This is a genomic window from Paenarthrobacter sp. NPDC091711, from assembly GCF_044756605.1.
Taxonomy (GTDB): Bacteria; Actinomycetota; Actinomycetes; order Actinomycetales; family Micrococcaceae; genus Arthrobacter.
Genome location: NZ_JBIVTF010000003.1, coordinates 44,324 through 65,394, shown reverse-complemented (window position 1 = coordinate 65,394; position 21,071 = coordinate 44,324). Strand labels below are relative to the sequence as shown.

Here is a 21,071-nt window from a genome sequence, read left to right as displayed (position 1 = left end):
CGACACGAGGTGGTCTGACTACTCCCAAAGTACTAGGGGTCTGGCACTCGTACAGCGCGCGTCGCGAGTCTCTCCCAGCTCGGCCCTTCAACACTGAGCTTGAGCGGTAGAGGCCACTGATGGGGCGTAGCCGGAGGGCTACCTTACTGATGTGTCAGATCGACATCCACTTATGGCTGGCGCGGAACAACCTTGGGCCTGTCCATCGATCGGAGGGCAAATTGGGAGCAGTTGCATACACCTTTGATGTCGACTTCATCCACAGAAATCCTGTGCTCAACAGCGCAGTGATGTCCGAGTGGGAAAGCAGTGCCAAAGCCACAACACTTGGAAAGGTCTACAGCTCGTGGGCTTCCTTTTCGCACGATCACCCAAGAGCTGCCCACTGGATAGCATTGGACGCCTTTTTTGATGATGAGGTACCACTTCCACTGAAGGTCCGGACTATTGCCGCAACCGGGCGACGCTGCATTGTGTTGGGAACGGTAAGCCAGGCCCAACGGTCCGCGTTGGCTGCTGAGGGCGCCGTTGCAATCCTGGATGAGGATTCGACAGCTGCGGAGATACCCCTCCAGATTGAAGCGGTGGTGGTTGGGGCAGCCCCTACGCTTCCAGCACAAACCAGCATCGGAACCAGGCTCACCGACCGTGAGATCCAAGTACTGGAACTCTTCGCACAGCGCCGGGCGCTCACAGCTTCCTCACTGGCCTCAGGGCTGGGACTCCGTACCACCACCGTGCGGGGACATCTCTTCCGCGGACGTCGTAAGCTCACTGCAGCAGGCCTGAAATGTGCCACCCGCGGGGAACTGGCGAATGCGCTTCAGGAGATTGGTTACAGTCACACGGATGCTCAATGGCATGCCGCCGGGCGGTGGTAAACAGGCCATTCAGGCATCTTCCACGTAGGCGTTCGGTGCTCCACCACGGAGATCATCGCAGCGGAAAAAATCCAGTAAGGCCAGTAGGAGTTGCAGGGCAGACCGCAGCGGGGCCAGCGCGCGGCTGGTGAAGAGCGAGCGGTCAAATGCCCGGCGCAAAGGTACGGCGTGGGCGTTCGAAAAGGACCACCAATCTTCGTGGGGGCCGCGGACCCGTAGGGAGCCTCAAGCGTTGACGCGGAGGCTCGACCAATGAGCCTAGGAACGCAGCCTACGGGCTCGACCAAAGGGCCGGACCCGTAGGCGCGCTCTTACCGGGCTGGGCGAACACACCCACCACCCGATAAGGCCGAAACAGCAAAAGCTGCCCCCATCCGAGGTGGGGGCAGCTGACGTTTCGACTTCTAGTCGGATTCAGTCAGAACCACACTGATGACGGACACAGTAGTGGTCCCGTTGTACGTCACGGTCACAGTCATCGTGGCCGTTGAGGGCCGCTCGCTGGAACTCAGGTTCTGTGTGCTCACGGCAAAACGTGCAACACCATCGGCCCCGGTGACCACCGTGACACTGCGGCTCTGGTCCGATTCGGGGCCACCGTTATCCGGTGCCGGGTACGCGTAAATACCCAGGACGTCGCCGTCGTCATTCTGTCCGGAAACGGTGACGGTAACGGTTGCGCCGACAACAGGGTTACCGTTGGCGTCCTTTACCGTGACGGGGAAATCGTATGCCCGCTGATCCAGGTCCTCTTCGAAGCTTCCGTAGTGGTGGTCGCCCTTCCAGTTGCTGATGACAGTTCCGGTTCCCGGCGTCACAACGACGGGCGGAAGTGAGGCAGCCAATGCCGGAGTTGCAGCAGCAATGGCAATTGCGGGAATGCTCCACGCAGTGCCAATGACTACCTTTCGTCGGTCAATAGTCGAACTTTTTGCTTTACCTTTATCCAAGGTCATCGTTTGCTCCTTCAAGCCAGTCAGCACGCTAGCTGACTGAAGTAAATCTTTCGTGGAAATTTCGGTGCAAACGGAACTTATCATTGCTCTCTTTTGCCACATTTTTTACTGCTTGGGATGTACTATGCGTGATTCATAGGTTTTTTACTGGTTCAACAGGTGAGGCATCCATCAGAACTCCATGGGTCCTGAGTTCCTCCACGCTGCTCAGCAAATGGGATTCGTACCCGTCTGGAAGTCCAATATGAGGAGCGAGCCGCTCGGCGATGCCGTTCAGATCGCAGGGAGTGGCCAGTGCATGCCAGATTGCAGGCCCAATACCGGTTAGTCGCACTACGCCCTGGCCGTTCATGACGATGAGTTCCGTGCAGTGTCCGCCTGGTAACGGAATCTCAACCGCGTCGAGAAGATCTGCCCTCTTCAGAACCGTGAAGCAAGGGGCATCGAGGCGCAGTTGACCTTCGGACTGCTGTGTACCCTCACTCAGGACTGTCGACCACGTCTTGGCGATGGCTGGCCGCTCAAGGAGGGCCGGCAAGACACCGGCCAAGTCTCCTGCTTCGCGGTACGTCACCCGGACGGCACCACCGGTCGCGTCAAGGATCCCGCAAAGGCGACTCACTGGCTGGCGGACCTCACCCAGGGACGATGTGTGGGGTGCCAGTTCGATAATTGCTTCGCCGTGGGAAAGCGGAGTGACCCTGGGAACGTCGGCATCGGGTTTTCGGTCCAGCAGGACCACCAGTGCCAGCGTGGGCGCGGCCGGCGACACCAGCAGCCCGAGTTCGTCGGGGCTGATCTGATGCTTTGGGGCGGTGGGCCCTTCCACTATCAGCGATAGTGGTTTTGGGTACGGAACGATCATGCCCGAACCATCGACGGCCACGGTCTCATCCGTGACGTAGCCCAGTGCGGCCCCGAGATTTCTTGTTGCAGTGGTCTTACCCATGCCCGAACGGCCTACAAGGGCCACAGTGCGGCCAGTTTTTCCATCCGCCAATGCCGCGGCGTGCAACATGACCAGGGCGCCTCGTCCCGCGGTGATGCCGGCCAAAGTGACGGCGCTTGTCAGGTCCGATGAGAATTCCCTGAACGTCCTGCCGGTGACCAGGGCAGTGCCAACCGCCGAGGAAACTGTGGCCCGAAAGGGGCGTTCGTCCGAGTGACCCGAGTCTGCAACAGAACTACTCACGGCATGCACCGACTCGCCGGATTGATCGAGACAGCGTGACCACGCCCGCCGCAGTTCCGCGTGAAGTTCCCGAGTCAGCCCCGCCTGCAGCACCACTGAGACAGCAGTTCCCAGGACACGGAGTTTCAGTTCACCCTTTTCCGCAAGAATTGTTGCTTCTTCTGCTGAATTGGACCCCTCGATCCCTTGATGAGTGCTCGCCGCCGACCCTGTGGTCATGATTGTGTTCCTCTTCTTGAAACGGCCTTTTCCGAAGTTCTCAACCTGAAAACATTCGTAGCGCCGGGACCGGAATTGCCAAACGGCTCGTCGGCATTCTTGATTGCATTCAATCAATACCACTAAATATCCGCCGCCATTTAGGGCCACCCATTACTGACTACGTAGAAGCAGAGGGTTTAACCACTGATGGCCATGGAAGAACAACTAAACTAGCGGGCCGACACACAGTGATCATGCTGCAGTGGGGCAATCGACGAGACCTACCAGGGCCTGGTGGAAGCTTTAGCGTTGGCCGACCGGTGACGACAGCAACCGATCCGTAAAGACAGCGAAAGGGCCGCAGGGCGGGCGAACCCCTTGCCCTACGACCCTTAGGTTGCAGCTATTTGATAAGTGCGGCGGCTTGGTCCATCAGCGCACCTGCCGCTTCCGGGCCACCGGATGCGGCATTATTACTGGAGGCCGAGGCAGAAATCAGGACGCCGTTTTTGATTGCGTGAGCGCTGTAGATGGCTCCAGCCTTCCCATCCGGCATAACCATGATGGTTTTCAGCCCTACCGTCCCGGGCACGTTGCCGACGCCGTCGATTTTTTCGGTAGTAAGCGTCATGGTGTCGCCCTCCGCAGAGAGCGTCACTTTCTTGCACGCCTCAATCTGCGACTTGCTCTTGTCCAAGTTCGCTTGCAGCACTCCGGTGTCGACGCCGGAGGTTACTGCCAGGCTGGTGATGAAGTCACCGGTTTTCGACCTCGACGTGCCAGCAGAAGTAGAACCGTCGATTGCCTGGTATGCGCCGAGGGTGCCCAAGTCCGCGCACCCTGCCGGCTCAATGGTTGCTTTCGTCAGCACCCGAACAGGCTCAAACTGGGCCACCAGCTCCGGTCCTGAAACTACCGCCCTGTTAGTGCCGTCGGATTCCTTTACCTGCTCCACCAATGCCACTAGCTCTTCATTCGTGTACTGCTTAGCGGGTGTTGGTGTGGCTGTGGCAGTTTTGCCTGCCGGGGTAGACCCAGACTCGGGTGATGCCGTAGCCCCACCACAAGCCGTCAATGCCATAAGCACCAAAACCGTTGCACCGATTCCGGGCAGCAAATTCTTCTTCACTCATTTCCCCCAATGACTTTAGTAATTCCCGCAGTCGCGGCCACGAACCAGACTACCGCCCTGACAGGGCCGCTCGGATCACGGGCTCAGAGAGGCAATGGGCTAGAAGCCGCCGCCACCCGCTCCGGTTTCACCGGCCATGTTGGCAAAGCGTGAGTAGTGGCCTTGGAAGGCAACCACAATGTCCTTGGTGGGACCGTTACGGTGCTTGGCAATGAGGATGTCTGCCTCGCCGGCTCGGGGCGATTCTTTGTCGTACACATCTTCGCGGTGGAGCAGGATCACCATATCGGCGTCCTGCTCGATGGAACCTGATTCACGGAGGTCGGACACCATGGGGCGCTTGTCCTGGCGCTGCTCGGAACCACGGTTCAGCTGTGACAGCGCGATGACGGGAACCTGCAGTTCCTTGGCAAGCAGCTTGAGGGCACGGGAGAACTCGGAGACTTCCTGTTGGCGGGACTCAACTTTTTTACCGGAGCTCATGAGTTGGAGGTAGTCGAGGATCACGAGCTTGAGGTCGTGCTGTTGCTTGAGGCGGCGGCACTTGGCGCGGATTTCCATGAGGGACATGTTGGGGCTGTCATCAATGAACAGCGGAGCATCGTTCATGCGGCCCATGGTGGTGGCGATCTTGGACCATTGCTCGTCCTTGATGGTGCCCTTGCGGAGATCCTGCAGGCCAATGGTTGCTTCCGCGGAGAGAAGACGCATGGCGATCTCGTTCCGGCCCATTTCCAAGGAGAACATGACCGTAGCCAGATTGTTCTTGATGGCCGCGGAGCGGGCGAAGTCCAAGGCGAACGTGGACTTACCCACGGCAGGACGGGCTGCGATAACAATCATCTGTCCGGGGTGGAGGCCGTGCGTCAGTTCGTCGAGTTCGTAGAAGCCCGTGGGAACGCCCGTCATGCCTTCGCCACGGTGACCTGAGGCCTCAATTTCGTCCACGGTGGATTCCATGACGTCCTTCAACGCCACGTAGTCCTCCGCCGTACGCTTCTCGGCCACTGCGTACACCTCGGCCTGCGCCTGGTTGACGAGGTCTTCCACTTCGCCGTCCTGGCCGTAGCCCATCTGGACGATTTTGGTACCGGCGTTAACAAGACGCCGCAGCACTGCGCGCTCCGCAACGATCTCGGCGTAGTAGCCGGCGTTGGCCGCGGTGGGCACTGTCTGGATGAGCTCGTGGAGGTATGCGGGCCCACCGATCCTGTTGATCTCACCGCGCTTTGTCAGTTCATCTGAGACGGTGACGGCGTCGGCGGGTTCGCCACGGCCGTAGAGGTCGATGATGGATTCATAGATGGTCTCGTGAGCTGGACGGTAGAAGTCGTGTCCACGAACAATCTCCACGACGTCGGCAATGGCGTCCTTGGAGAGCATCATGCCACCGAGCACCGACTGCTCAGCGGGGATGTCCTGGGGAGGTTTCCGGCTCGAGTCCGAAGCGCGTGAGCCCTCGATTGAGTCCAAGTGCGTAACTGACAAAGCCGTCCTCCATTTGTGTGCCGCTGCAGAGATGTATTCCCTGACGGCCCGTAAAGCGCAGTGCGTGGATACGGGTCCACCTGATGCATCTCAGGATGTCAGGCTGGTCCGACAAAATTGGGCGTATCCACAAGTTATCCACAGTCGAGTCCTTGGACCCGTCACCAGTGGTGACTTTTCGGGACCCGAAGAACCACGTCGCGGGATATTCGTGCCCAAAATGGACACTTCAGACACGTTACAGCAGGTGCCGGACACCCCTTGTGGATAACCTGTGGAATACCGACCACACGTTGTGCACAGACTGTGCGTTACCCTGTGGATAGAGAAATTCTTTTTGGGGAAATCACGCTCTGAGCTGGGAAAACGCTCTTCACAAGCTGTGGAGGGGAGAAAATTTTGCGAGCGATTAATCCACAGACGCTGCGCCCGAAGGGTCAATCAGCCGAGGGAAATCATGTCGTACATGCCTCAAATGTGATGCATCTTACAATCCCTGCCTTAATTTGACAGAGTTCTCTCAGAAGCCTATGCCGAAAGTGGAATGTGCTGTGGATAACGAAGTTCTGGCATAAGCTCTAAGCATGGGGATGAACTTTGGTGACGTACTGACGATTGTCCTTCCGCTTCTTGTCCTCGTGGGCCTGTTATGGGCACTCACGGCGGCCTTCAAGCCGCGAGATACCGGCGTCTCGGACGCAGAGAGGTATCAGCGCGAACTGGCGGCACGTTCCGCTGCCCACCAGGCATCCCAGGTGCGGGAGGCATTGGCCCTCCGCGCGCGGATCGATGCCACCACTAAGCCGAGCCAGAACGAGGCCAGCCAGAGGGAACAGGCAGAGAACTCCAGGACGGCCATCCAAGCCCAGGCTGCACGGTCTCACGCTGCCGGCCAAACAGGACACCAGCCCGCCGTACTTCCCAATGGTCAGCTGAACCCGCAACTCGCCTTCGAGTTACAGAACCTGGTCCGTAGCGGGAAGAAGATCGAGGCCATCAAAGTCCTGCGCCAGGCCACCCACTCGGATTTGCTTACTGCCAAGAACTACGTAGATCGGCTCTGACAACGCCATGGATTCCATCCTCATCCCGCTCCTGATCCTCGTTGCGGTCATTGCGGGCGTGCTCCTGCTTATTCGGTCCTTCACCAAGCGTTCCGCTGAAAGCAAGGCCGACGCCGCAGTGGCGAATGCACCCAAGGATCCGGTGGAGTTGGCCAAAGAGTCTGCAGCCAAGCTCAACCAAGAACAGCACAGGCAGCTTTACTCGCTTATTGCGCAGGGACAGGGCATGGCGGCCATCAAGCTGTACCTGCAGGCGACTGGAGAGGGCCTGCGGGCCTCGCGTAACGCCGTCGGCGCTCTGGCGTCGCATCCCCAGCCGTTCACGCCGGAGGCCCCGCCCAAGGACTTGATTTCCGACGACGACGACGGACCTGAACGCTTCCCCTACAGGTACAGGGCAATCGTCAGCAAGGGCGATGTCACGCGGGAAGTAAGCAGCAACATGCTTAACGACGAGATTTACGGCCGCATCCGTACATTGGCCAAAAGCGGCGACGTTGAGGGCGCGGCACTTGCTTTGACGCGCCACTCAGACATCAACATCAAGCAGGCCCGCGAGTTCATTGAGCTCTTGGACGACTAAAGCCTAGAAGTCGAACAAGTCTCCCAGGAAGCCTTCCTTCTTCTTGCGCTTGCGGCCGTACTGATCGCGGTTGTAGCCGTCGCGGCGATCGTTGTCCCTGCGGTCGTAGTCGCGCCTGTCCCTATCGTCGTACCGGGGCTGCTGGGGCCGTGACTCGAAGGGGTTGTAGATGGGCGGCGGCGCGATCGGCGGCTGGGGTGGTGCGGCGTGAGGCCGGGCAGGGGCGGGAATGGTTTCTGCCGCGACCCGGTCAATGATCTTGTCCAGCTCCCCGCGATCCAGCCACACACCCCTGCACTGCGGGCAGTAGTCGATCTCCACACCGCTTCGTTCGCTCATCACCAGGTCAATGGAATCCACAGGACACTTCATGTTTGCCCCAACGATCGGCCCGGGCAATTAGTTCGGCCTACCTACCTGCTGAGATTCCGGCTAGCAACTGTTCGAACGGCAGGGACTCAAGTGCGTCGTTCTTGCGGTGAGGCTGGGGTCCGCTCAAGAGCTGCACCAGTTCACCCGCGGCCCGGTCCACGCGCACCGAGAGGGGCGAGGCGCCGTCGTCGGTGTTTCCCCAGTCCTGCGGCCCCGCGAAGATGCCCGTAGCCGCGATCCTGGTGCGCAGGTAGCTGAAAAGGGGACGCATGGCGTAGTCGAGGACCATCTGGTGGCGGTCCGTACCGCCTGTGGCCCCCAGCAACACGGCCTTTCCTTCCAACGACTTCGGGTCCAAGACGTCGATGAACGACTTGAACAGACCGCTGTAAGAGGCGCTGAAAACGGGGCTGACCGCGATGATGGCGTCAGAATCCTCGACGCCGGCAATCACGTCCGCGAGGCGCGGCGCGGCATAGCCGGTGACGAAGTTATTGGCGATGTCTACTGCGAGATCGCGCAGTTCGACGACGTCAATCTTCGCGTCGTACCCGGCCGCGCGCAGTTGCCGCTCGGTGGAAGCGGCCAGCTGGTCGGCCAGCAAGCGGCTCGACGACGGGACGCCGAGTCCGGCGGAAAGTACGGTAATGCGGCGGGTTTCCATGGCATTCTCCTGTTGCTCGTTCATCCAGCTTACATGCGTTTGCATCTAAATCAATGAACAGGGAGCGGCTCTGAAGTATTCCCGGGGCGCCCGGGCTACCCCGTGAGCTGGGTCAGAAACGCCACAGTAGCCCCGGCAATCTGCCCTTGGGCGACGTCGCGGTCCACGGAAGGTTCGCCGTCGCCGGGCTGCGCACCATAGTTTCCGAAGAACGCATGATTCCCGCCTTGAACCTCGATGAAGGTCGTATCGAGGGGCAGCAACTCATGGGATGCGTCAATCTTGGCGGGCGTACTGAGCCCGTCTTCCGAGCCCGAGATGGACAGGACCCGCAGCCCCGGCCGGTCACGCAGGGAATCCAACGGGTAGGAGGCGTACAGCAGCAGACCGTCCACTTCCTGGTTTTCAAGGGCAAAGGAGCTTGCGCTGACGCCACCCAGCGAGTGGCCACCCACGGCCCACGTGGAGATTTCCGGATGATCAGCCATGGCCCCCCGCGCCTGGTTTCCGTCCAACAAACTCAGGTTCAGGGGCGTCTTGAGAATGACCACAAGAACCCCGGCATCCGCCGCAGGTCGGAGGATGTCCGCATATGCCCGCGCCTCAACTCGAGCGCCCGGATAGAAAATCAGTCCTTTGGTGGCAGACGCCCCTGCCGGAGTCAGGGTGAGGGCCGCGTGCGAATCCACCAAGGAAACCCCGGTGGTGGATCCCGCTTCAGCCGCTCCGGAGGCTTGATAGGCGAAAGGATTCAGCCACACCAGCATGGCCACGAGTGCCAGCACGGCAATACGCGCAGCCCACGCCCCAACAGCTCTGGCTACGGAGCGCTTGGGTGACCTGCCGCGTCGACGCCATAGCAGGACGCCCCAAAGAATTCCGACGACGGCGGATGTCACTAACAGCGACGGCAGGAGCGGATGTCCGCGCGGGACTGCGGCATTCCCCACCAACATCCACAGGGGAACAAGCGTGAGGGCCACTACACACAGGCACGATACCCAGAAGAGCACTTGACGGGGAGCGCGGGCGGGTGCCTGATCGGTTGGAGTCATTACTCAATAATAGTTCCATCATGGAGATATATTGAATGGCGCGGATGGACCCGGCTGGTTCTACCGCCTCGCTGCATGCTCGGACAAGAAGTCGAACGTCTTGTCCCGCGCCTCACGCGCCTCGGCAAAGTTCAGATGGAACTGATACTCATGCGGGAGCTCAGGCTGGTGCGTTGCTGGCCAGAAGAGCTCTGTCACTGGAACACCGGCGCCCTTCAGCCGGTTGCTGTACGGAACCGACTGGAGCCACGTGAGCCCATCGCCGTTGCCGCCACTGATGAACGTGGGAGGGAAGTCCTCGGTCACGAAATCGATGGTGGACATGGTGGCCCCGGCGTACGTAGCAGACCAGTCCTTGGTGCCCGTATAGGCCCACAGAGACGTCTTGAAGCCCCAGGCCACTATTCCATTGAGATCAGCCATGGCCCGAAGGTCGTATACGCCGCAGTGCAGGATGGTGGCCGCCAGATCCGACTTCTGGAGCGCGGGCTCAATTCCCATCAGATTGGCATACTCGGGGTTCACGGTGAGCGTGGTCATCTGGCTGGCGAGCTGGGCGCCGGCGGAGTCACCGGCGAGAACGATGCGGCTGGTGTCTACGTTCAGCTCGGCGGCGTGGGCCTTGATGTAGGCGAGGGCTTCGTTGATGTCCCGCACCGCCGTAGGATAGGTGGCTTCCGGGGCTATCGGGTAACTCATGCCGATGGTGGTGTAGCCCTCGGCCGCGATGATCTTCAGGTATGGATTCACATCGCGCTGGGCCCCTGAAATCCAGGCGCCTCCGTGTATCCACACCACAGTAGGAAGTGGGGCAGCGGTGCCTGCAGGACTGAAGACATCGAAGGTGGAACCGGGCTTGTACACGACGCCGTCCCGGGTTTGCAGCGGCGCATCCGGAACATACGGCGTCATTTCGTCGATTGTTGCCTGCGCCCCGCGCTCAAAAACACTACGGATCAGAAGTGCCGAAGGCCACGGAGTGGCCGAAAGTGCCAGCGCGACGAGCAGCACCAGCAGGATCGCCAATTCAAGCTTCCGATATCGCGTCCACCGCCTTCGGGGTGCCTTCGGCGGTGAGTTCGTTGCTTCTGATTCAACACCCGGCGTCTTGGCTTGGATCGATTCCAACGGTCCCATCACACACTCCCCCACTCGGTGCACCTGAGGACCATGCTAAGGCGCAACGGCAGGACAGCGAAGGGAAGCCCCACGCGCGTCCCAAACGTCAGGGCAGCGGACGCGCCGCTGAGAGCAGAACCCCCTCGCCGCCGTCGAACTTTACGGTGTGAAAACGCGGACCTCTCGCCACCTCCCGAAAACCCCACTTGGAGTGGAGAGCCAGAGACGCCTGGTTTCGCGCGTTGACCACATACCAGGCCCGGTCCGCCCGTTCCCAGATCCATCGCAGCCGCGCTTCGGTCAGTTTCGTCGCTACTCCGCGGCGCCTGAACTCCGGCAGCACGGTGACACCTCCCAGATAGTGACCGCCAGGAGCAGGGCCGTCGGGAAAATCCCAGTGATGCGTTTTCGCCCACCCCACGACGCCGGATCCGCCTTCCGTGGTCACACCTGCCTGAGTTTCGGCCACCAGGACGAGACGTGCCGAGTCGGAGATTGCAGCGCTGATATTTGACGCGAAGGCGTCGGCGTTGGCGGTAGACGAGCTGCCGGCCGAAAGGTCCAACGCCACAATCCCGGGCACGTCGGACTCGATGGCAGGCCTGATCACGAACGTCATGATTTCAGTCTAGTTTCGGAAAGTACTTGCATTATGAGTTCAAACTCATAATATGGGATGAGTGATGTGGCCTCCTCACGGTGCACGTCAGATTCCAGCCTTCAGTGCGGAAGGCCCAACGATCGGATTTCCCCATGTCAGACATTGCTGTTCTGATCAACACAGCTGTCGCGGTTCTGGCCGCTGTGCTGTTGATCGTCCGCTTCCGGGTCAACCCGGTGATTTCCCTGATCCTCGCCTCTGTTTACCTCGGCCTGGCGGTGGGTCTCGGCGTTGAAGAGACCGTCAAAACCATCACAGGTGGATTCGGCGAGATCATGGTGGATGTCGGCCTGCTCATCGCGTTCGGCGTCCTGATGGGTTCCATCCTCAACCAGAGCGGTGCGATCCGCCGGCTCGTGGAGCATCTCCTCAAGACCTTCGGCCCCAAGCGACTCCCCTACACCATGGGCTTGGCTATCGGGACGGTGTTGCAGTCGATCTTCCTGGACGTCCTGCTGGTCATCTCAGCGCCGCTTGCCCGCAAGTTGGCACCAAAAATCGGCAAGCTTGGCACGGCACGCATGGCTACGGCCATGGCCATCGCCTTGGAATGCGGCATCGTCTTCACGGTACCCGGCGTCGCCTCACTCGCGCTGGCAGGCCTCTTGAACGTGCCACTCGGCAAGATGCTCCTGTTCGGCTTGCTCCTGGTCATTCCAACGATCATCATTTCCATCGCCATCATGACCTTCTTGTTCCGCCGCGGATTCTGGAACGAAGCCAAGGACGAGGACCATACGTTCGTGGCGGAGGAGGACAGCGAGGGCGAAGAAGCAGCCAGTAGCGCAGCATCCACCCCGCCCACGGCCAACCCTGACCGAGGCTCATCCGCATCCAGCGCCCAGCCGTCCGGCGGTACCGTTACCGTCGTCGAACGCGAACGCAAGGAAGCCCCGCTGATCCTGCTGTTCGCGCCACTGCTGACTTCCCTGCTCCTCATCGGAGCCGGTGCAATCCTGGAAATTCTCGAGATCGAACTCCCCTGGCTCCAGCTCCTGGGCGAGCCCGTGATTGCCCTGCTGATCGGCCTTATCGGCACCTGCCTGGTGACCCGCGCCGCCATCGGACAGAAGAAGGTTGAGGAGGCCATTGCAGTTGGGTTCAAGGAGAGCGGGCAAATCCTGATCCTCACCGGCGTCGGTGGATCGCTTGCCGCAACAGTTGCGGCCGCAGGCTTGGGCGACATCCTGGGAGGCTTCTTCTCCGCAAGCACCGTTGCCCCGTTGCTGGTGGTCTGGGCCATCGCGGCCGTCCTGCACATCGCCGTCGGGTCCGTCACCCTGTCCGCCATAACTGCGGCTGGTCTGCTGGCCCCCATCGCACCGGCCATCGGATTGGATCCTGTGCTGCTGGCACTCGCTGCCGGTGCGGGATCGCTCTTCATGGTTCACGTCACCAGCAACACGTTCTGGCTCCTGCAGTCACTTTTGGGCCAGAGTGTGAGGGGTGCACTCAAATCGGTCACGGTAGGAGTGTCCGTAGCCTCTGTGGTTGCGATCCTGCTGATCCTGCCCATGAGCCTGCTGTTCTGACCGGCCCTGCCAACCTACCCGCCACGCACGAAAGAAGACCATGACACACCAAACAATCGCCCCCCTGGACGGCGTCCGGGTCCTGGAACTCGGCAACTACATCGCCGCGCCCACGGCAGGCAGGCTGCTGGCCGACTTCGGAGCTGAAGTCATCAAGGTGGAACGGCCCGGGACCGGCGACGAACTGCGCAACTGGCGCCTGCACAAGGGCAACACATCCATGCTGTACCGCACGTTGAACCGCAATAAGAAGTCCGTGGTCCTGGATCTGCGCACGGACGCGGGCAAGCAGGCAGTGCTGGAGCTCGTTGCCAAGTGCGACATCCTGCTGGAGAACTTTCGCCCGGGCACCCTTGAAAAGTGGGGTTTGGGCCCTGAAGTCCTCAACGAGGCCAATCCTGACCTGATCGTCACGCGTATCTCCGCCTTCGGGCAGACGGGCCCCCTGTCAGAGCGGCCCGGTTTCGCCGCCGTCGCTGAAGCCTACGGCGGGTTCCGCAACCTGGTGGGCGATCCGGACCGCGCCCCCGTCCGGGTTGGCGTCTCGATTGGAGACTCGATCGCTGGCCTTTATGCCGCCTTCGGCTCCATGATGAGCCTTTATCAACGTGAAGCACGACGACGGGACTCGGCTGGCGCAGTTCCGCTCACCGAGCGCATCATTGACGTCGCGCTGAACGAAGCCATGTTCTCCATGATGGAATCGCTCATCCCGGACTATCAGGCCTACGGCGTGGACCGGCAGCGCGTGGGTGGCCGTATGGAGGGCATCGCTCCTTCCAACGCTTACGTGTGCAAGGACGGCGCGAGCATTGTGGTGGCCGGAAACGGTGACTCGATCTACCAGCGATACATGCAGACCATCGGCCGCCCGGACCTTGCGGAGGACCCTTCCCTGCAGACGAACGCCGGGCGTTGGGCGCAGCGCGAAGAACTGGATCAGGCAATCGGCGAATGGGCAGCCACGCTGTCCGGTGCCGAAGCCCTCGCGGCTCTGGAAGCCGCCGGTGTTCCGGCCGGCCCCATTTACACCGCGGCGGACATCAGCACGGACAGCCAGTACGCCGCCCGCAACATGATCCAGAAGTTTGACGTTTCCACCGGTGAGGAAATCCTTCCCGGAGTGGGCTTCCCAGGCATTGTTCCGGTAATCGGTAACCAGTCCCTGCCCATTAGGAACCTGGGCCCGGATCTGGGCGAAAACACCCAGGAAATCCTTGGCGGACTCCTCAACATGGACCCCGCCCAAATCAATGCGGCTTCCGGCCGCGAGGAGGCTCTCCGACCATGAACCGCTTCGAAAGTCCCCTGGCCACCACGCTGGGCAACGTCATCCTTAGGGACGTCACGCTGCGCGATGGACTTCAGCTCACCGGCAAACTCCTGCCTGCCGAACAGAAGATCGAGACCGTGCGGGAGCTGCTGCGCTTGGGAGTGCCGGCGATAGAGCTGGGCTCCATGGCCCGCGCAGACTTGGTCCCCACCATGGCCAACACACTGGAAGTGGTCCAGGCGCTCACGCCCGAGGAACTGGAGAAATGCTGGATCTGGGTGGCAACACCCGGTCACGTAGCCAAAGCGTCTGCCGCTGGCGCGCGGAATTTCCAGTACTGCCTTTCCGCCTCGGATTCGCATAACAAGGCGAATATCGGGCGCACCACTGACCAGAGCCTGGCCGCTTTGCCCGAGGCCATTGAGTACACCCGCGCAGTGAATGGCAACATCCAGCTCTGTATTGCCACTTCCTTCACCTGCCCCTTTGAGGGTTACGTCCCCGAGGAGCGCATCCTCTCCATCGCCAACGATCCCCGCGCCGAAGGCACCACGGACATCGTCATCTGCGATACGTTGGGGCAGGCCGTTCCCGCGCAGGTATCCCGCCTGATCACCCGTGTGCGGGATGAGTCCCCCAAGCGTCGGATTGTGTACCACGGTCACGACACCTGGGGACTGGGCGTGGCCAACACGCTTGCGGCCATTCAGGCCGGTGCCGAGATGGTGGACGGCGCCCTCGGAGGCCTGGGCGGCTGCCCGTTCGCACCCGGCGCCAGCGGCAACACCTCCACTGAAGACATCCTCTTCGCAACCCGCCCCGGCTGGCTGACCCCGGACGTCTTTGGCGAACTCGTGGTCCTCTCAGAGAAGTTGCTGTCAGAACTGGGTGAGCCGAACCGTTCCAAGGCGGCTCAGGGAGCGCGGTCCAAGGCGGCGGCCTTTGAGTGGGTCATGCCGGCCAGTGGTGAGGTCGCGCTCGTTCAGCCGGCATCCGCTGTCCAACCAGCCTCCGCCGGAGGCAACTAAACATGGGTCATCATTTCCTGGTCACCACGGCCATCCCTGAACCTGGACTACAACTACTGTCCGACGCCGGCCAGGTCACTGTCCTGCCCGAGCCGCCTGACTACGCGACGCTCTCCGCGCTGTGTGCCTCCGGCGACTACGACGTGGTGCTCACCCAACTGCGTGACGCCATGGATGAACCGCTACTGGCGAACGCCCGGCTGAAGGGAATCTCCAACTACGCGGTGGGCTACAACAACATCGATGTGGACTCAGCCACGCGGCACGGCATCCTTGTGGGCAACACCCCCGGCGTCCTGACTGATGCGACCGCGGACATTGCCATGCTGCTGATTCTGGGCACGGCACGCCGCGTGGTGGAAGCCGACCGGGTAGTCCGCGAAGGAAAGTTCCTCGGATGGGAGCCTGAGTTCATGCTGGGCCGCGATGTCTCCGGAGCGGTCCTGGGATTGGCCGGGTTCGGCAGGATCGCGCGGGCCGTGGCCAGGCGCGCCCTGGGATTCGGCATGGACGTGCTCTTCTCACCCCGTCCGCCGGATGACCGCCCGGTCAGCGATGAAGAACTGGGAGAATTCGCGGGCAAGGTCCGGCAGGTACCGTGGGGTGAACTCGTGGAGCGCAGCGATTTCCTGTCCCTGCACGTTCCCTTCAACGAGCAGACCCGACATTTGGTGCATGCGTCCGTTCTGCAGCGCATGAAGCCCAACGCCATCCTTATCAACACCGCCCGTGGCCCGGTGGTGGACGAGTCCGCCCTGGTTGAAGCCCTGCGCAATGGGGTGATTGCGGGCGCTGGCCTGGATGTGTTCGAGGACGAGCCGCAACTGGCTCACGGTCTCGCCGAATTGCCCAACACGGTCCTGCTGCCACACGTTGGCAGCGCCACCGTCCCTGTGCGCGCCGAAATGGCCAGGCTTAGCGCACTCAACGCCATCGCCATCGCGGAAGGCCGCCAGCCACTCCACCCTGTCAACGCGCTGGTGCGGGTATGAGCATCCTGGTGGCCCCGGACAGCTTCAAGGGGACATACTCGGCGGCCGAGGTCGCGGCGGCCATCACTGCCGGAATTCACGACGCCGGCGGCTCGGCCATGCAGCTTCCCGTCGCCGATGGCGGTGAAGGGACTTTCGACGCCCTCTGCCGCGGCCTTCGCGCCTCTCCGGTGCGTGTGGACGTCGTCAATGCCTGGGGTGAGCCGCTCCAAGCCATCGTGGGGCTGGCCGCAGACGGAACCGCCGTCGTCGAGGTTTCCCAGGCGAGCGGGCTGGTGGCCGCGCGAACCACCCCTCAGGACGCGGTATCGGCCAGCACCTATGGAACCGGCCTGATGATTTCCGCGGCGGTAAATCTTGGAGCCACGTCCATCCTGGTGGCCGCCGGTGGTTCAGCAACTACCGACGGAGGTGCCGGCGCTGTCCGGGCCATCAAGGAAAACGGGGGTCTTGGCGACGCCCGGATCACTGTGCTGTCCGATGTCACCACTACGTTCCTGGATGCTGCGCAGGTCTTTGGGCCGCAGAAGGGCGCGGACCCGGAAACGGTCCTCCTGTTGGAGGAGCGCTTAAGCCGACTGGCATCCGAACTTCCGCGCGACCCCTCAGGCGTTCCGCGGACCGGAGCAGCGGGCGGGCTGTCCGGCGGGCTGTGGGCCTCCTTTGATGCCGAACTAGTCTCCGGGGCGGAGGCAGTGTTGGATGCTGTCGACTTCGATTCCAGGCTCAGCAGTACGGAAGCCGTGGTGGTGGGCGAGGGGCGCCTGGATTCCCAAACAGGGGAGGGAAAGATCATCTCGGCAATTTTGGACCGCGTGCGTCAAGCAGGACGCGGGATACCCGTAGTGGCTGTTGTCGGGTCCGTTCATGAGGATCTGGGCACCTACACGAAGAATTTTGCGGACGTCATTATTGCCAGCGACCTCGAAGCTCTGCATGCTGCAGGCCGTGCAATCGCTACCCGCCAGTCCACGATTTAGTTTTTGCTGCCGGCTCCGCCTGCGGCCATGAGTTCCAGCCGTCTCAGGGTCTCGCGGTTTCGGACGGAAATGATGGGATCACGCAGGGCCTTGGGCACCATTTTTCCCGGTCCACGCACGGCATCCTCCGAAATGGAGACACGGCATTGGGAGCCGCCGAGGTCCTCCAACGTGATCAGCACCCTGGCCTCGCCCAGCGGCCATCCCCTCGCAAGGAGTTCCAGTTTTTGGCGCGGTTCCATGCTCGTCACGCGGCTGCTGTCATCAATAAGGAAGGGCCAGGAGCCTACGGAATGGTGCAACTTTGCACCAACTTGTGGCCAGTGCTCGTCCACGGCGCGGATTCTTGAGGCCCCCACCACCCAGCCGGAATAGAGCCAGCCATCCTCGATCACCCTCCAAATGTCAGCGGCAGGGGATGTGAAGAGCTGCGTCACGGTGGCCATGGTGTTCCTCTCTGCGTGCACAACAGGAAATGGCTTGACCCTAAGCTAAGCATGCTTAGTGTTAGCCCGCCACCATCGCATCAAGGTGTTGGCTTGCTGTCCTTGCCGTCCAACCACAGCGTGTCCGACTCATCGCGGTGAGTTCCGTCCGACCCCACATGCTTGCTGTCGATTTTTGGGCCCTTCTTGATGACGTGCACCAACGCCATTCCGTGGCCGCGGCCAAGATCGTAGTCAGCTTTGAGCCATTCAAGGATGGTTCCGGCTTTCACCGAAGGGTCATTGAAGCCCTTGGTTTCCGCAATTTCAACCAGTTGCCGTGGGGTAAGCCCGGTTTTGTCTTCAATGGCATCAAGGTAAGCCTGGAACGACATCAGTGTCGCCTTTCGTCGTTGCTTCAACGGGCGGAAATCTTTGGTACGTGCGGACATCCTATCGGGCTGAATGCACCAGCTCGTGCTCCATGAAGGACGCGCGACCTACACTGATCGCATGATGAGCCGGCGTGGGCGTTCTTTTGCGGTGTGCATGGCCGTCGCTGTGACACTGCCGCTCCTGGTCGCCTGCGACTCCAGCAGCACTGGCGGCTCCAGCAGTATCTCGGCGGCAGCCAGTGGAGGCCTTGGACCCATCACCGTGGAGGTCAACCAATCCCGGGATCAATACGGTAAGCAAGCCATCCAAATACAGCTCACGAACACCACGGATTCGCCACTGACCGTGACCGGCGCCCGGCTGCAATCCAGTCTGTTTGAAGGTGGGATCTCCTGGGAATCATCAGAGGGAGGCCTTGAGTTGCCACCCCGTCAGCCCAAAAGCCTTCCTGCTGCTTTGCCCGCGGCCACCTGCGAAGCATCCAAAGACGCGTCAACAGAACTCACCGCCAGGATCAACTACTCAGCACCGGACACGGGCCCTCTGGAGGAGAACACCAGCGCCTCGGATCCCTTCGGCGTCCTGCCCAGGAACGCCGGCGAGCTGTGTATCGCCGCGGAAGCAGCAGCTATCGCAACCATGGTCTTGGACCCCGGACTTGAGGAGGCCGCCGACGGTCGCACCGCCGTCGTGCGCCTTGTCATTACCCCAGCCACGCCGGGAAGTGGCATGAAGAGCCTCACGATCGAATCATTCGAGGAGACCACGCTGCTGGCGCAATCTCCCTCAGCTCCCTGGCCCGTGAACGTCACCGTGGGCGCGGCACAACAGGAGGTCACGCTGACCATTCGCCCGGCCCGTTGTGATCCTCATGCTGTTGCTGAAGATAAAGTGGGAACCCTCTTGCCGCTGAGGGTAGCTATCGGTGAGCGGAAGGGCTTGCTGAAGATTCCGGCGTCGAATGACCTGCGCGGCCGGATCTACGACTTTGTCACCGCCGCATGCGCGGGCTAACCGGCCTAGCCCAGAGTAGCCAAAGCCCCGGGAGCGCACTCCACCCTGACCGTGACGTTTGCCTCCACGCTCTTTACCTCACCATCAATTTGGTACGGAAGCGGCTTGAGGGTGGTGAATTCGTAGCTGCTCACACTCGGCTGATCGCCCAGTCCCTGCGTAGCGGCCTTCAGCGCAGTGAGGACCGTGCGCCATTTGGGCATGTGCGGGAAGACGATCACCTCGAACTTTCCATCCGACGGGTGATTCTCTGCTTCGCTCAACGTGGCGTACTTGGCCATTTCATTGATATTGGCGAACACGAGGCTATCGAACTTTCGGCGCTTCCCATCCGCCAGGCGGATACCAAAGGGCTCGAACTTGGAGAAAGTCTGAATGACGGTGACCATTTCCTTGAGGGCGCCCTTGCTGCCCTTTTCAAGTTCGGTGGCCACCACCGGAGTGAGCCCGAATCCGATGTAGGAATGCGCGTATTCGAAAGGCTCGTTCTCTTGTTGTCCCGTGTGAATGCGGAGGAGGTCGATGTTGTGAACCCGCCCGTCCGCAATGGCCTCTTCCAACGGTTTTGTCCCAATGATCCGGCTGTGGTCGTTGGCGTTGCCCGCGGCCCGGACTGCGCAGACGGCTTTCGGGTTTCCGGCCTGCATCACACCGTTGACCACCTCGTTGTAGCCGCCGTCTCCGCTCACCGAAACCACCAGGACGTCGCCGCCCTCAGAGGCCGCTTCCCGCGCCAGGTCAACTGCATGCCCGGCGTGCTCTGTGGGCTGGAGCGTGATTTTGGGCTGATACGTGAGCAGCTCCCTCAGCTTGTCATGCAGCTGCTGCGCCAACTCAGGCGCATCCCCGGTGCTGTTGGGATTGAAGATGATGACAATCGACTCAAAGGTCCGTGCAGAATCCATACGTGCTCCTCCTAGGTGCGCCCGTTTAACTTCTACCCATTGCGCTGGGCGTCAATCAGGTGCCGGGTGGAGTGAGCGATGAAGGGGCGTCCAGCTCTCATGTGCTCGTCCAGCTCCTTGAGTTTGTCACGATAGGCCGCCACGGAGAAGTCGGGCACCCACCACACACATTTACGCAGAATCCACACCACCGCGCCGACGTCGAAGAACTCCATGCGGCACCGGGCCGTCCGGAGATCCACGACGGTGAAGCCGGCAGCCTCCGCAGCGGCCGACTCGGCCTGCGGATCGCGGCCCTTCCTCTGTTCCGGCAGCGGTCCGAGGAAGTGCTCTATGAGTTCAAACGCCGACGCCGGGCCAACATGTTGGGCGAAATAGTGCCCGCCCGGGGCCAAGACGCGGTGAATGTCATGCCAGTCCGGCCGAACGGGGTGCCTGGCTGTGACCAGGTCAAATGACTGTTCCGGGAACGGCAACGGCGCATCGGTGGTGGCTTCAACAACTTCCACCCCACGGGGACCGAGCCTTTCGGCAGCCCGCTGAGCGTTGGGCGGCCACCCCTCGGTAGCCACCATGCGCTCCGGGAACTTGCCAGCCTCTGAAAGAACCTCTCCTCCGCCCGTATCAAGATCCAGGGCACTCCGGACAGTAGCAAGACGCCCGGCCAGCAGCTTGGCGAATCCCCACGGCGGACGTTCTTCGGTGGCTCTCCCCTCCAGCCAATCGAATCCCCACCCTGTCACGTCAGCTTCGGCAGCCTCGTTCACCAAGGTTTCGAAGTCCCTCATCAGTGCTCCATCTTTTTCTCTGCTGCGAGTTGGGCAGCAACTTTGGCTATCAGGCTGTAGGGAATCGGCTTGGCCAGCGGAAACTTCAACGTCCCCTTGCCTGATAAGAACGGTGCCAGCTCAGTAGTCAGTCCTTCATCACCGCGAGGGACCGGATAGACCGAAATGTGGTGCACCCAGGCAGCGAAGTACACCACATAGTGCCCGTCAATGGTGATGGTGGGGATGCCGTAACTGATCATTTCCCCGGCATCCGGCACAGCAGCGTGAATGGTCCGGCGGATTTCCTGGAGGATCCGTTGAGTAGCCTCAGGCTGGGCGGAGATATACGCGTCCACTGTTGGGTGTGTCTCAGGCATGGTCACTTTCT

General features: G+C 61.2%; 23 protein-coding genes. 9 read left to right on the top strand and 14 right to left on the bottom strand.

The window, feature by feature from the left end:
• The first annotated feature begins 221 nt into the window (after positions 1-221).
• Positions 222-881, top strand: a complete 660-nt coding sequence (locus ACIQH5_RS06070) for a hypothetical protein (RefSeq protein ID WP_400401189.1) — start codon at positions 222-224, stop codon at positions 879-881.
• 404 nt (positions 882-1,285) lie between these two features.
• Here ACIQH5_RS06070 and ACIQH5_RS06065 read toward each other — a convergent pair whose 3' ends face one another.
• The 4 genes from ACIQH5_RS06065 to dnaB form a co-directional block, all read right to left on the bottom strand.
• Entirely contained in the window at positions 1,286-1,837 is a 552-nt protein-coding gene (locus ACIQH5_RS06065; RefSeq protein WP_400401187.1) for a transcriptional initiation protein Tat, read from the bottom strand.
• Positions 1,838-1,970: 133 nt separating this feature from the next.
• Positions 1,971-3,248: a hypothetical protein gene (locus ACIQH5_RS06060; protein WP_400401185.1), complete on the bottom strand. Its 1,278-nt coding sequence runs from the start codon at positions 3,246-3,248 to the stop codon at positions 1,971-1,973.
• A 385-nt stretch (positions 3,249-3,633) separates the two neighbouring features.
• Positions 3,634-4,359: a hypothetical protein gene (locus ACIQH5_RS06055; RefSeq protein WP_400401183.1), complete on the bottom strand. Its 726-nt coding sequence runs from the start codon at positions 4,357-4,359 to the stop codon at positions 3,634-3,636.
• A 102-nt stretch (positions 4,360-4,461) separates the two neighbouring features.
• Entirely contained in the window at positions 4,462-5,850 is a 1,389-nt protein-coding gene (gene dnaB, locus ACIQH5_RS06050; protein ID WP_017197290.1) for a replicative DNA helicase, read from the bottom strand.
• A gap of 590 nt (positions 5,851-6,440) precedes the next feature.
• On the opposite strand from dnaB, the gene ACIQH5_RS06045 reads away from it, so the two are divergent.
• Both ACIQH5_RS06045 and ACIQH5_RS06040 read left to right on the top strand, forming a co-directional pair.
• Positions 6,441-6,914, top strand: coding sequence for a hypothetical protein (locus ACIQH5_RS06045; protein ID WP_400401858.1), 474 nt, complete (start codon positions 6,441-6,443; stop codon positions 6,912-6,914).
• 7 nt (positions 6,915-6,921) lie between these two features.
• Positions 6,922-7,497 carry a hypothetical protein gene (locus ACIQH5_RS06040; protein WP_400401181.1) on the top strand — a complete coding sequence of 192 codons (576 nt, stop codon included), beginning with the start codon at positions 6,922-6,924 and terminating at the stop codon, positions 7,495-7,497.
• A 3-nt stretch (positions 7,498-7,500) separates the two neighbouring features.
• Here ACIQH5_RS06040 and ACIQH5_RS06035 read toward each other — a convergent pair whose 3' ends face one another.
• The 5 genes from ACIQH5_RS06035 to ACIQH5_RS06015 all read right to left on the bottom strand — a co-directional run bounded on the left by ACIQH5_RS06035 (position 7,501) and on the right by ACIQH5_RS06015 (position 11,326).
• Positions 7,501-7,857 (bottom strand): zf-TFIIB domain-containing protein, encoded by a 357-nt coding sequence (locus ACIQH5_RS06035; RefSeq protein ID WP_143711683.1) that lies wholly within the window; start codon positions 7,855-7,857, stop codon positions 7,501-7,503.
• Between the two features lie 49 nt (positions 7,858-7,906).
• Positions 7,907-8,533, bottom strand: a complete 627-nt coding sequence (locus ACIQH5_RS06030) for an FMN reductase (protein ID WP_400401855.1) — start codon at positions 8,531-8,533, stop codon at positions 7,907-7,909.
• A 95-nt stretch (positions 8,534-8,628) separates the two neighbouring features.
• A complete protein-coding gene (locus ACIQH5_RS06025) occupies positions 8,629-9,588 on the bottom strand; it encodes an alpha/beta hydrolase (RefSeq protein WP_400401179.1) in 960 nt (319 codons plus the stop codon).
• Positions 9,589-9,648: 60 nt separating this feature from the next.
• Positions 9,649-10,725 carry an alpha/beta hydrolase gene (locus ACIQH5_RS06020; RefSeq protein WP_400401177.1) on the bottom strand — a complete coding sequence of 359 codons (1,077 nt, stop codon included), beginning with the start codon at positions 10,723-10,725 and terminating at the stop codon, positions 9,649-9,651.
• Positions 10,726-10,813: 88 nt separating this feature from the next.
• Entirely contained in the window at positions 10,814-11,326 is a 513-nt protein-coding gene (locus ACIQH5_RS06015) for a GNAT family N-acetyltransferase (protein ID WP_400401175.1), read from the bottom strand.
• 134 nt (positions 11,327-11,460) lie between these two features.
• Between ACIQH5_RS06015 and ACIQH5_RS06010 the strand changes: the two genes are divergently transcribed.
• The 5 genes from ACIQH5_RS06010 to ACIQH5_RS05990 are packed head-to-tail and all read left to right on the top strand — an operon-like array spanning position 11,461 to position 17,173.
• On the top strand, positions 11,461-12,900 hold the full coding sequence (locus ACIQH5_RS06010) for a GntP family permease (protein ID WP_400401173.1): 1,440 nt from the start codon (positions 11,461-11,463) through the stop codon (positions 12,898-12,900).
• 40 nt (positions 12,901-12,940) lie between these two features.
• A complete protein-coding gene (locus tag ACIQH5_RS06005) occupies positions 12,941-14,191 on the top strand; it encodes a CaiB/BaiF CoA transferase family protein (RefSeq protein ID WP_400401171.1) in 1,251 nt (416 codons plus the stop codon).
• Positions 14,188-15,201: a hydroxymethylglutaryl-CoA lyase gene (locus ACIQH5_RS06000; protein ID WP_400401169.1), complete on the top strand. Its 1,014-nt coding sequence runs from the start codon at positions 14,188-14,190 to the stop codon at positions 15,199-15,201. The genes ACIQH5_RS06005 and ACIQH5_RS06000 overlap by 4 nt, the downstream gene beginning before the upstream one ends.
• Positions 15,202-15,203: 2 nt before the next feature.
• Positions 15,204-16,193, top strand: coding sequence for a 2-hydroxyacid dehydrogenase (locus ACIQH5_RS05995; protein WP_400401167.1), 990 nt, complete (start codon positions 15,204-15,206; stop codon positions 16,191-16,193).
• Entirely contained in the window at positions 16,190-17,173 is a 984-nt protein-coding gene (locus ACIQH5_RS05990; RefSeq protein ID WP_400401165.1) for a glycerate kinase, read from the top strand. The genes ACIQH5_RS05995 and ACIQH5_RS05990 overlap by 4 nt, the downstream gene beginning before the upstream one ends.
• Here the strand turns inward: ACIQH5_RS05990 and ACIQH5_RS05985 are convergent.
• Both ACIQH5_RS05985 and ACIQH5_RS05980 read right to left on the bottom strand, forming a co-directional pair.
• A complete protein-coding gene (locus ACIQH5_RS05985; RefSeq protein WP_400401163.1) occupies positions 17,170-17,619 on the bottom strand; it encodes an SRPBCC family protein in 450 nt (149 codons plus the stop codon). The two genes, ACIQH5_RS05990 and ACIQH5_RS05985, sit on opposite strands and share 4 nt — an antisense overlap.
• A gap of 80 nt (positions 17,620-17,699) precedes the next feature.
• Complete coding sequence (locus ACIQH5_RS05980) at positions 17,700-17,993, bottom strand: DUF4287 domain-containing protein (protein ID WP_400401161.1); 294 nt, start codon at positions 17,991-17,993, stop codon at positions 17,700-17,702.
• Positions 17,994-18,111: 118 nt separating this feature from the next.
• Between ACIQH5_RS05980 and ACIQH5_RS05975 the strand changes: the two genes are divergently transcribed.
• Positions 18,112-19,008, top strand: a complete 897-nt coding sequence (locus ACIQH5_RS05975) for a hypothetical protein (protein ID WP_400401159.1) — start codon at positions 18,112-18,114, stop codon at positions 19,006-19,008.
• 5 nt (positions 19,009-19,013) lie between these two features.
• Here the strand turns inward: ACIQH5_RS05975 and ACIQH5_RS05970 are convergent, their stop codons facing one another.
• The 3 genes from ACIQH5_RS05970 to ACIQH5_RS05960 are packed head-to-tail and all read right to left on the bottom strand — an operon-like array spanning position 19,014 to position 21,060.
• The gene (locus ACIQH5_RS05970; RefSeq protein WP_400401157.1) at positions 19,014-19,913 is read right to left on the bottom strand and encodes a diacylglycerol/lipid kinase family protein; all 900 of its coding nucleotides are present in this window, start codon (positions 19,911-19,913) and stop codon (positions 19,014-19,016) included.
• A 32-nt stretch (positions 19,914-19,945) separates the two neighbouring features.
• The gene (locus ACIQH5_RS05965; RefSeq protein WP_400401155.1) at positions 19,946-20,701 is read right to left on the bottom strand and encodes a class I SAM-dependent methyltransferase; all 756 of its coding nucleotides are present in this window, start codon (positions 20,699-20,701) and stop codon (positions 19,946-19,948) included.
• Entirely contained in the window at positions 20,701-21,060 is a 360-nt protein-coding gene (locus tag ACIQH5_RS05960) for an iron chaperone (protein WP_400401153.1), read from the bottom strand. Before ACIQH5_RS05960 ends, ACIQH5_RS05965 begins: the two co-directional genes overlap by 1 nt.
• Positions 21,061-21,071: the final 11 nt, after the last annotated feature.

Coding starts and splice junctions, on each gene's coding strand:
- ACIQH5_RS06025 (WP_400401179.1), bottom strand. CDS start 9,588: ATGACTCCAACCGATCAGGCACCCGCCCGCGCTCCCCGTCAAGTGCTC.
- ACIQH5_RS05995 (WP_400401167.1), top strand. CDS start 15,204: ATGGGTCATCATTTCCTGGTCACCACGGCCATCCCTGAACCTGGACTA.
- ACIQH5_RS05980 (WP_400401161.1), bottom strand. CDS start 17,993: ATGTCGTTCCAGGCTTACCTTGATGCCATTGAAGACAAAACCGGGCTT.
- ACIQH5_RS05975 (WP_400401159.1), top strand. CDS start 18,112: ATGATGAGCCGGCGTGGGCGTTCTTTTGCGGTGTGCATGGCCGTCGCT.
- ACIQH5_RS05970 (WP_400401157.1), bottom strand. CDS start 19,913: ATGGATTCTGCACGGACCTTTGAGTCGATTGTCATCATCTTCAATCCC.
- ACIQH5_RS06040 (WP_400401181.1), top strand. CDS start 6,922: ATGGATTCCATCCTCATCCCGCTCCTGATCCTCGTTGCGGTCATTGCG.
- ACIQH5_RS05965 (WP_400401155.1), bottom strand. CDS start 20,701: ATGAGGGACTTCGAAACCTTGGTGAACGAGGCTGCCGAAGCTGACGTG.
- ACIQH5_RS05960 (WP_400401153.1), bottom strand. CDS start 21,060: ATGCCTGAGACACACCCAACAGTGGACGCGTATATCTCCGCCCAGCCT.
- ACIQH5_RS06060 (WP_400401185.1), bottom strand. CDS start 3,248: ATGACCACAGGGTCGGCGGCGAGCACTCATCAAGGGATCGAGGGGTCC.
- ACIQH5_RS06015 (WP_400401175.1), bottom strand. CDS start 11,326: ATGACGTTCGTGATCAGGCCTGCCATCGAGTCCGACGTGCCCGGGATT.
- ACIQH5_RS06010 (WP_400401173.1), top strand. CDS start 11,461: ATGTCAGACATTGCTGTTCTGATCAACACAGCTGTCGCGGTTCTGGCC.
- ACIQH5_RS06005 (WP_400401171.1), top strand. CDS start 12,941: ATGACACACCAAACAATCGCCCCCCTGGACGGCGTCCGGGTCCTGGAA.
- ACIQH5_RS06020 (WP_400401177.1), bottom strand. CDS start 10,725: ATGGGACCGTTGGAATCGATCCAAGCCAAGACGCCGGGTGTTGAATCA.
- ACIQH5_RS06000 (WP_400401169.1), top strand. CDS start 14,188: ATGAACCGCTTCGAAAGTCCCCTGGCCACCACGCTGGGCAACGTCATC.
- ACIQH5_RS06065 (WP_400401187.1), bottom strand. CDS start 1,837: ATGACCTTGGATAAAGGTAAAGCAAAAAGTTCGACTATTGACCGACGA.
- ACIQH5_RS05985 (WP_400401163.1), bottom strand. CDS start 17,619: ATGGCCACCGTGACGCAGCTCTTCACATCCCCTGCCGCTGACATTTGG.
- ACIQH5_RS06045 (WP_400401858.1), top strand. CDS start 6,441: ATGAACTTTGGTGACGTACTGACGATTGTCCTTCCGCTTCTTGTCCTC.
- ACIQH5_RS05990 (WP_400401165.1), top strand. CDS start 16,190: ATGAGCATCCTGGTGGCCCCGGACAGCTTCAAGGGGACATACTCGGCG.
- ACIQH5_RS06030 (WP_400401855.1), bottom strand. CDS start 8,533: ATGGAAACCCGCCGCATTACCGTACTTTCCGCCGGACTCGGCGTCCCG.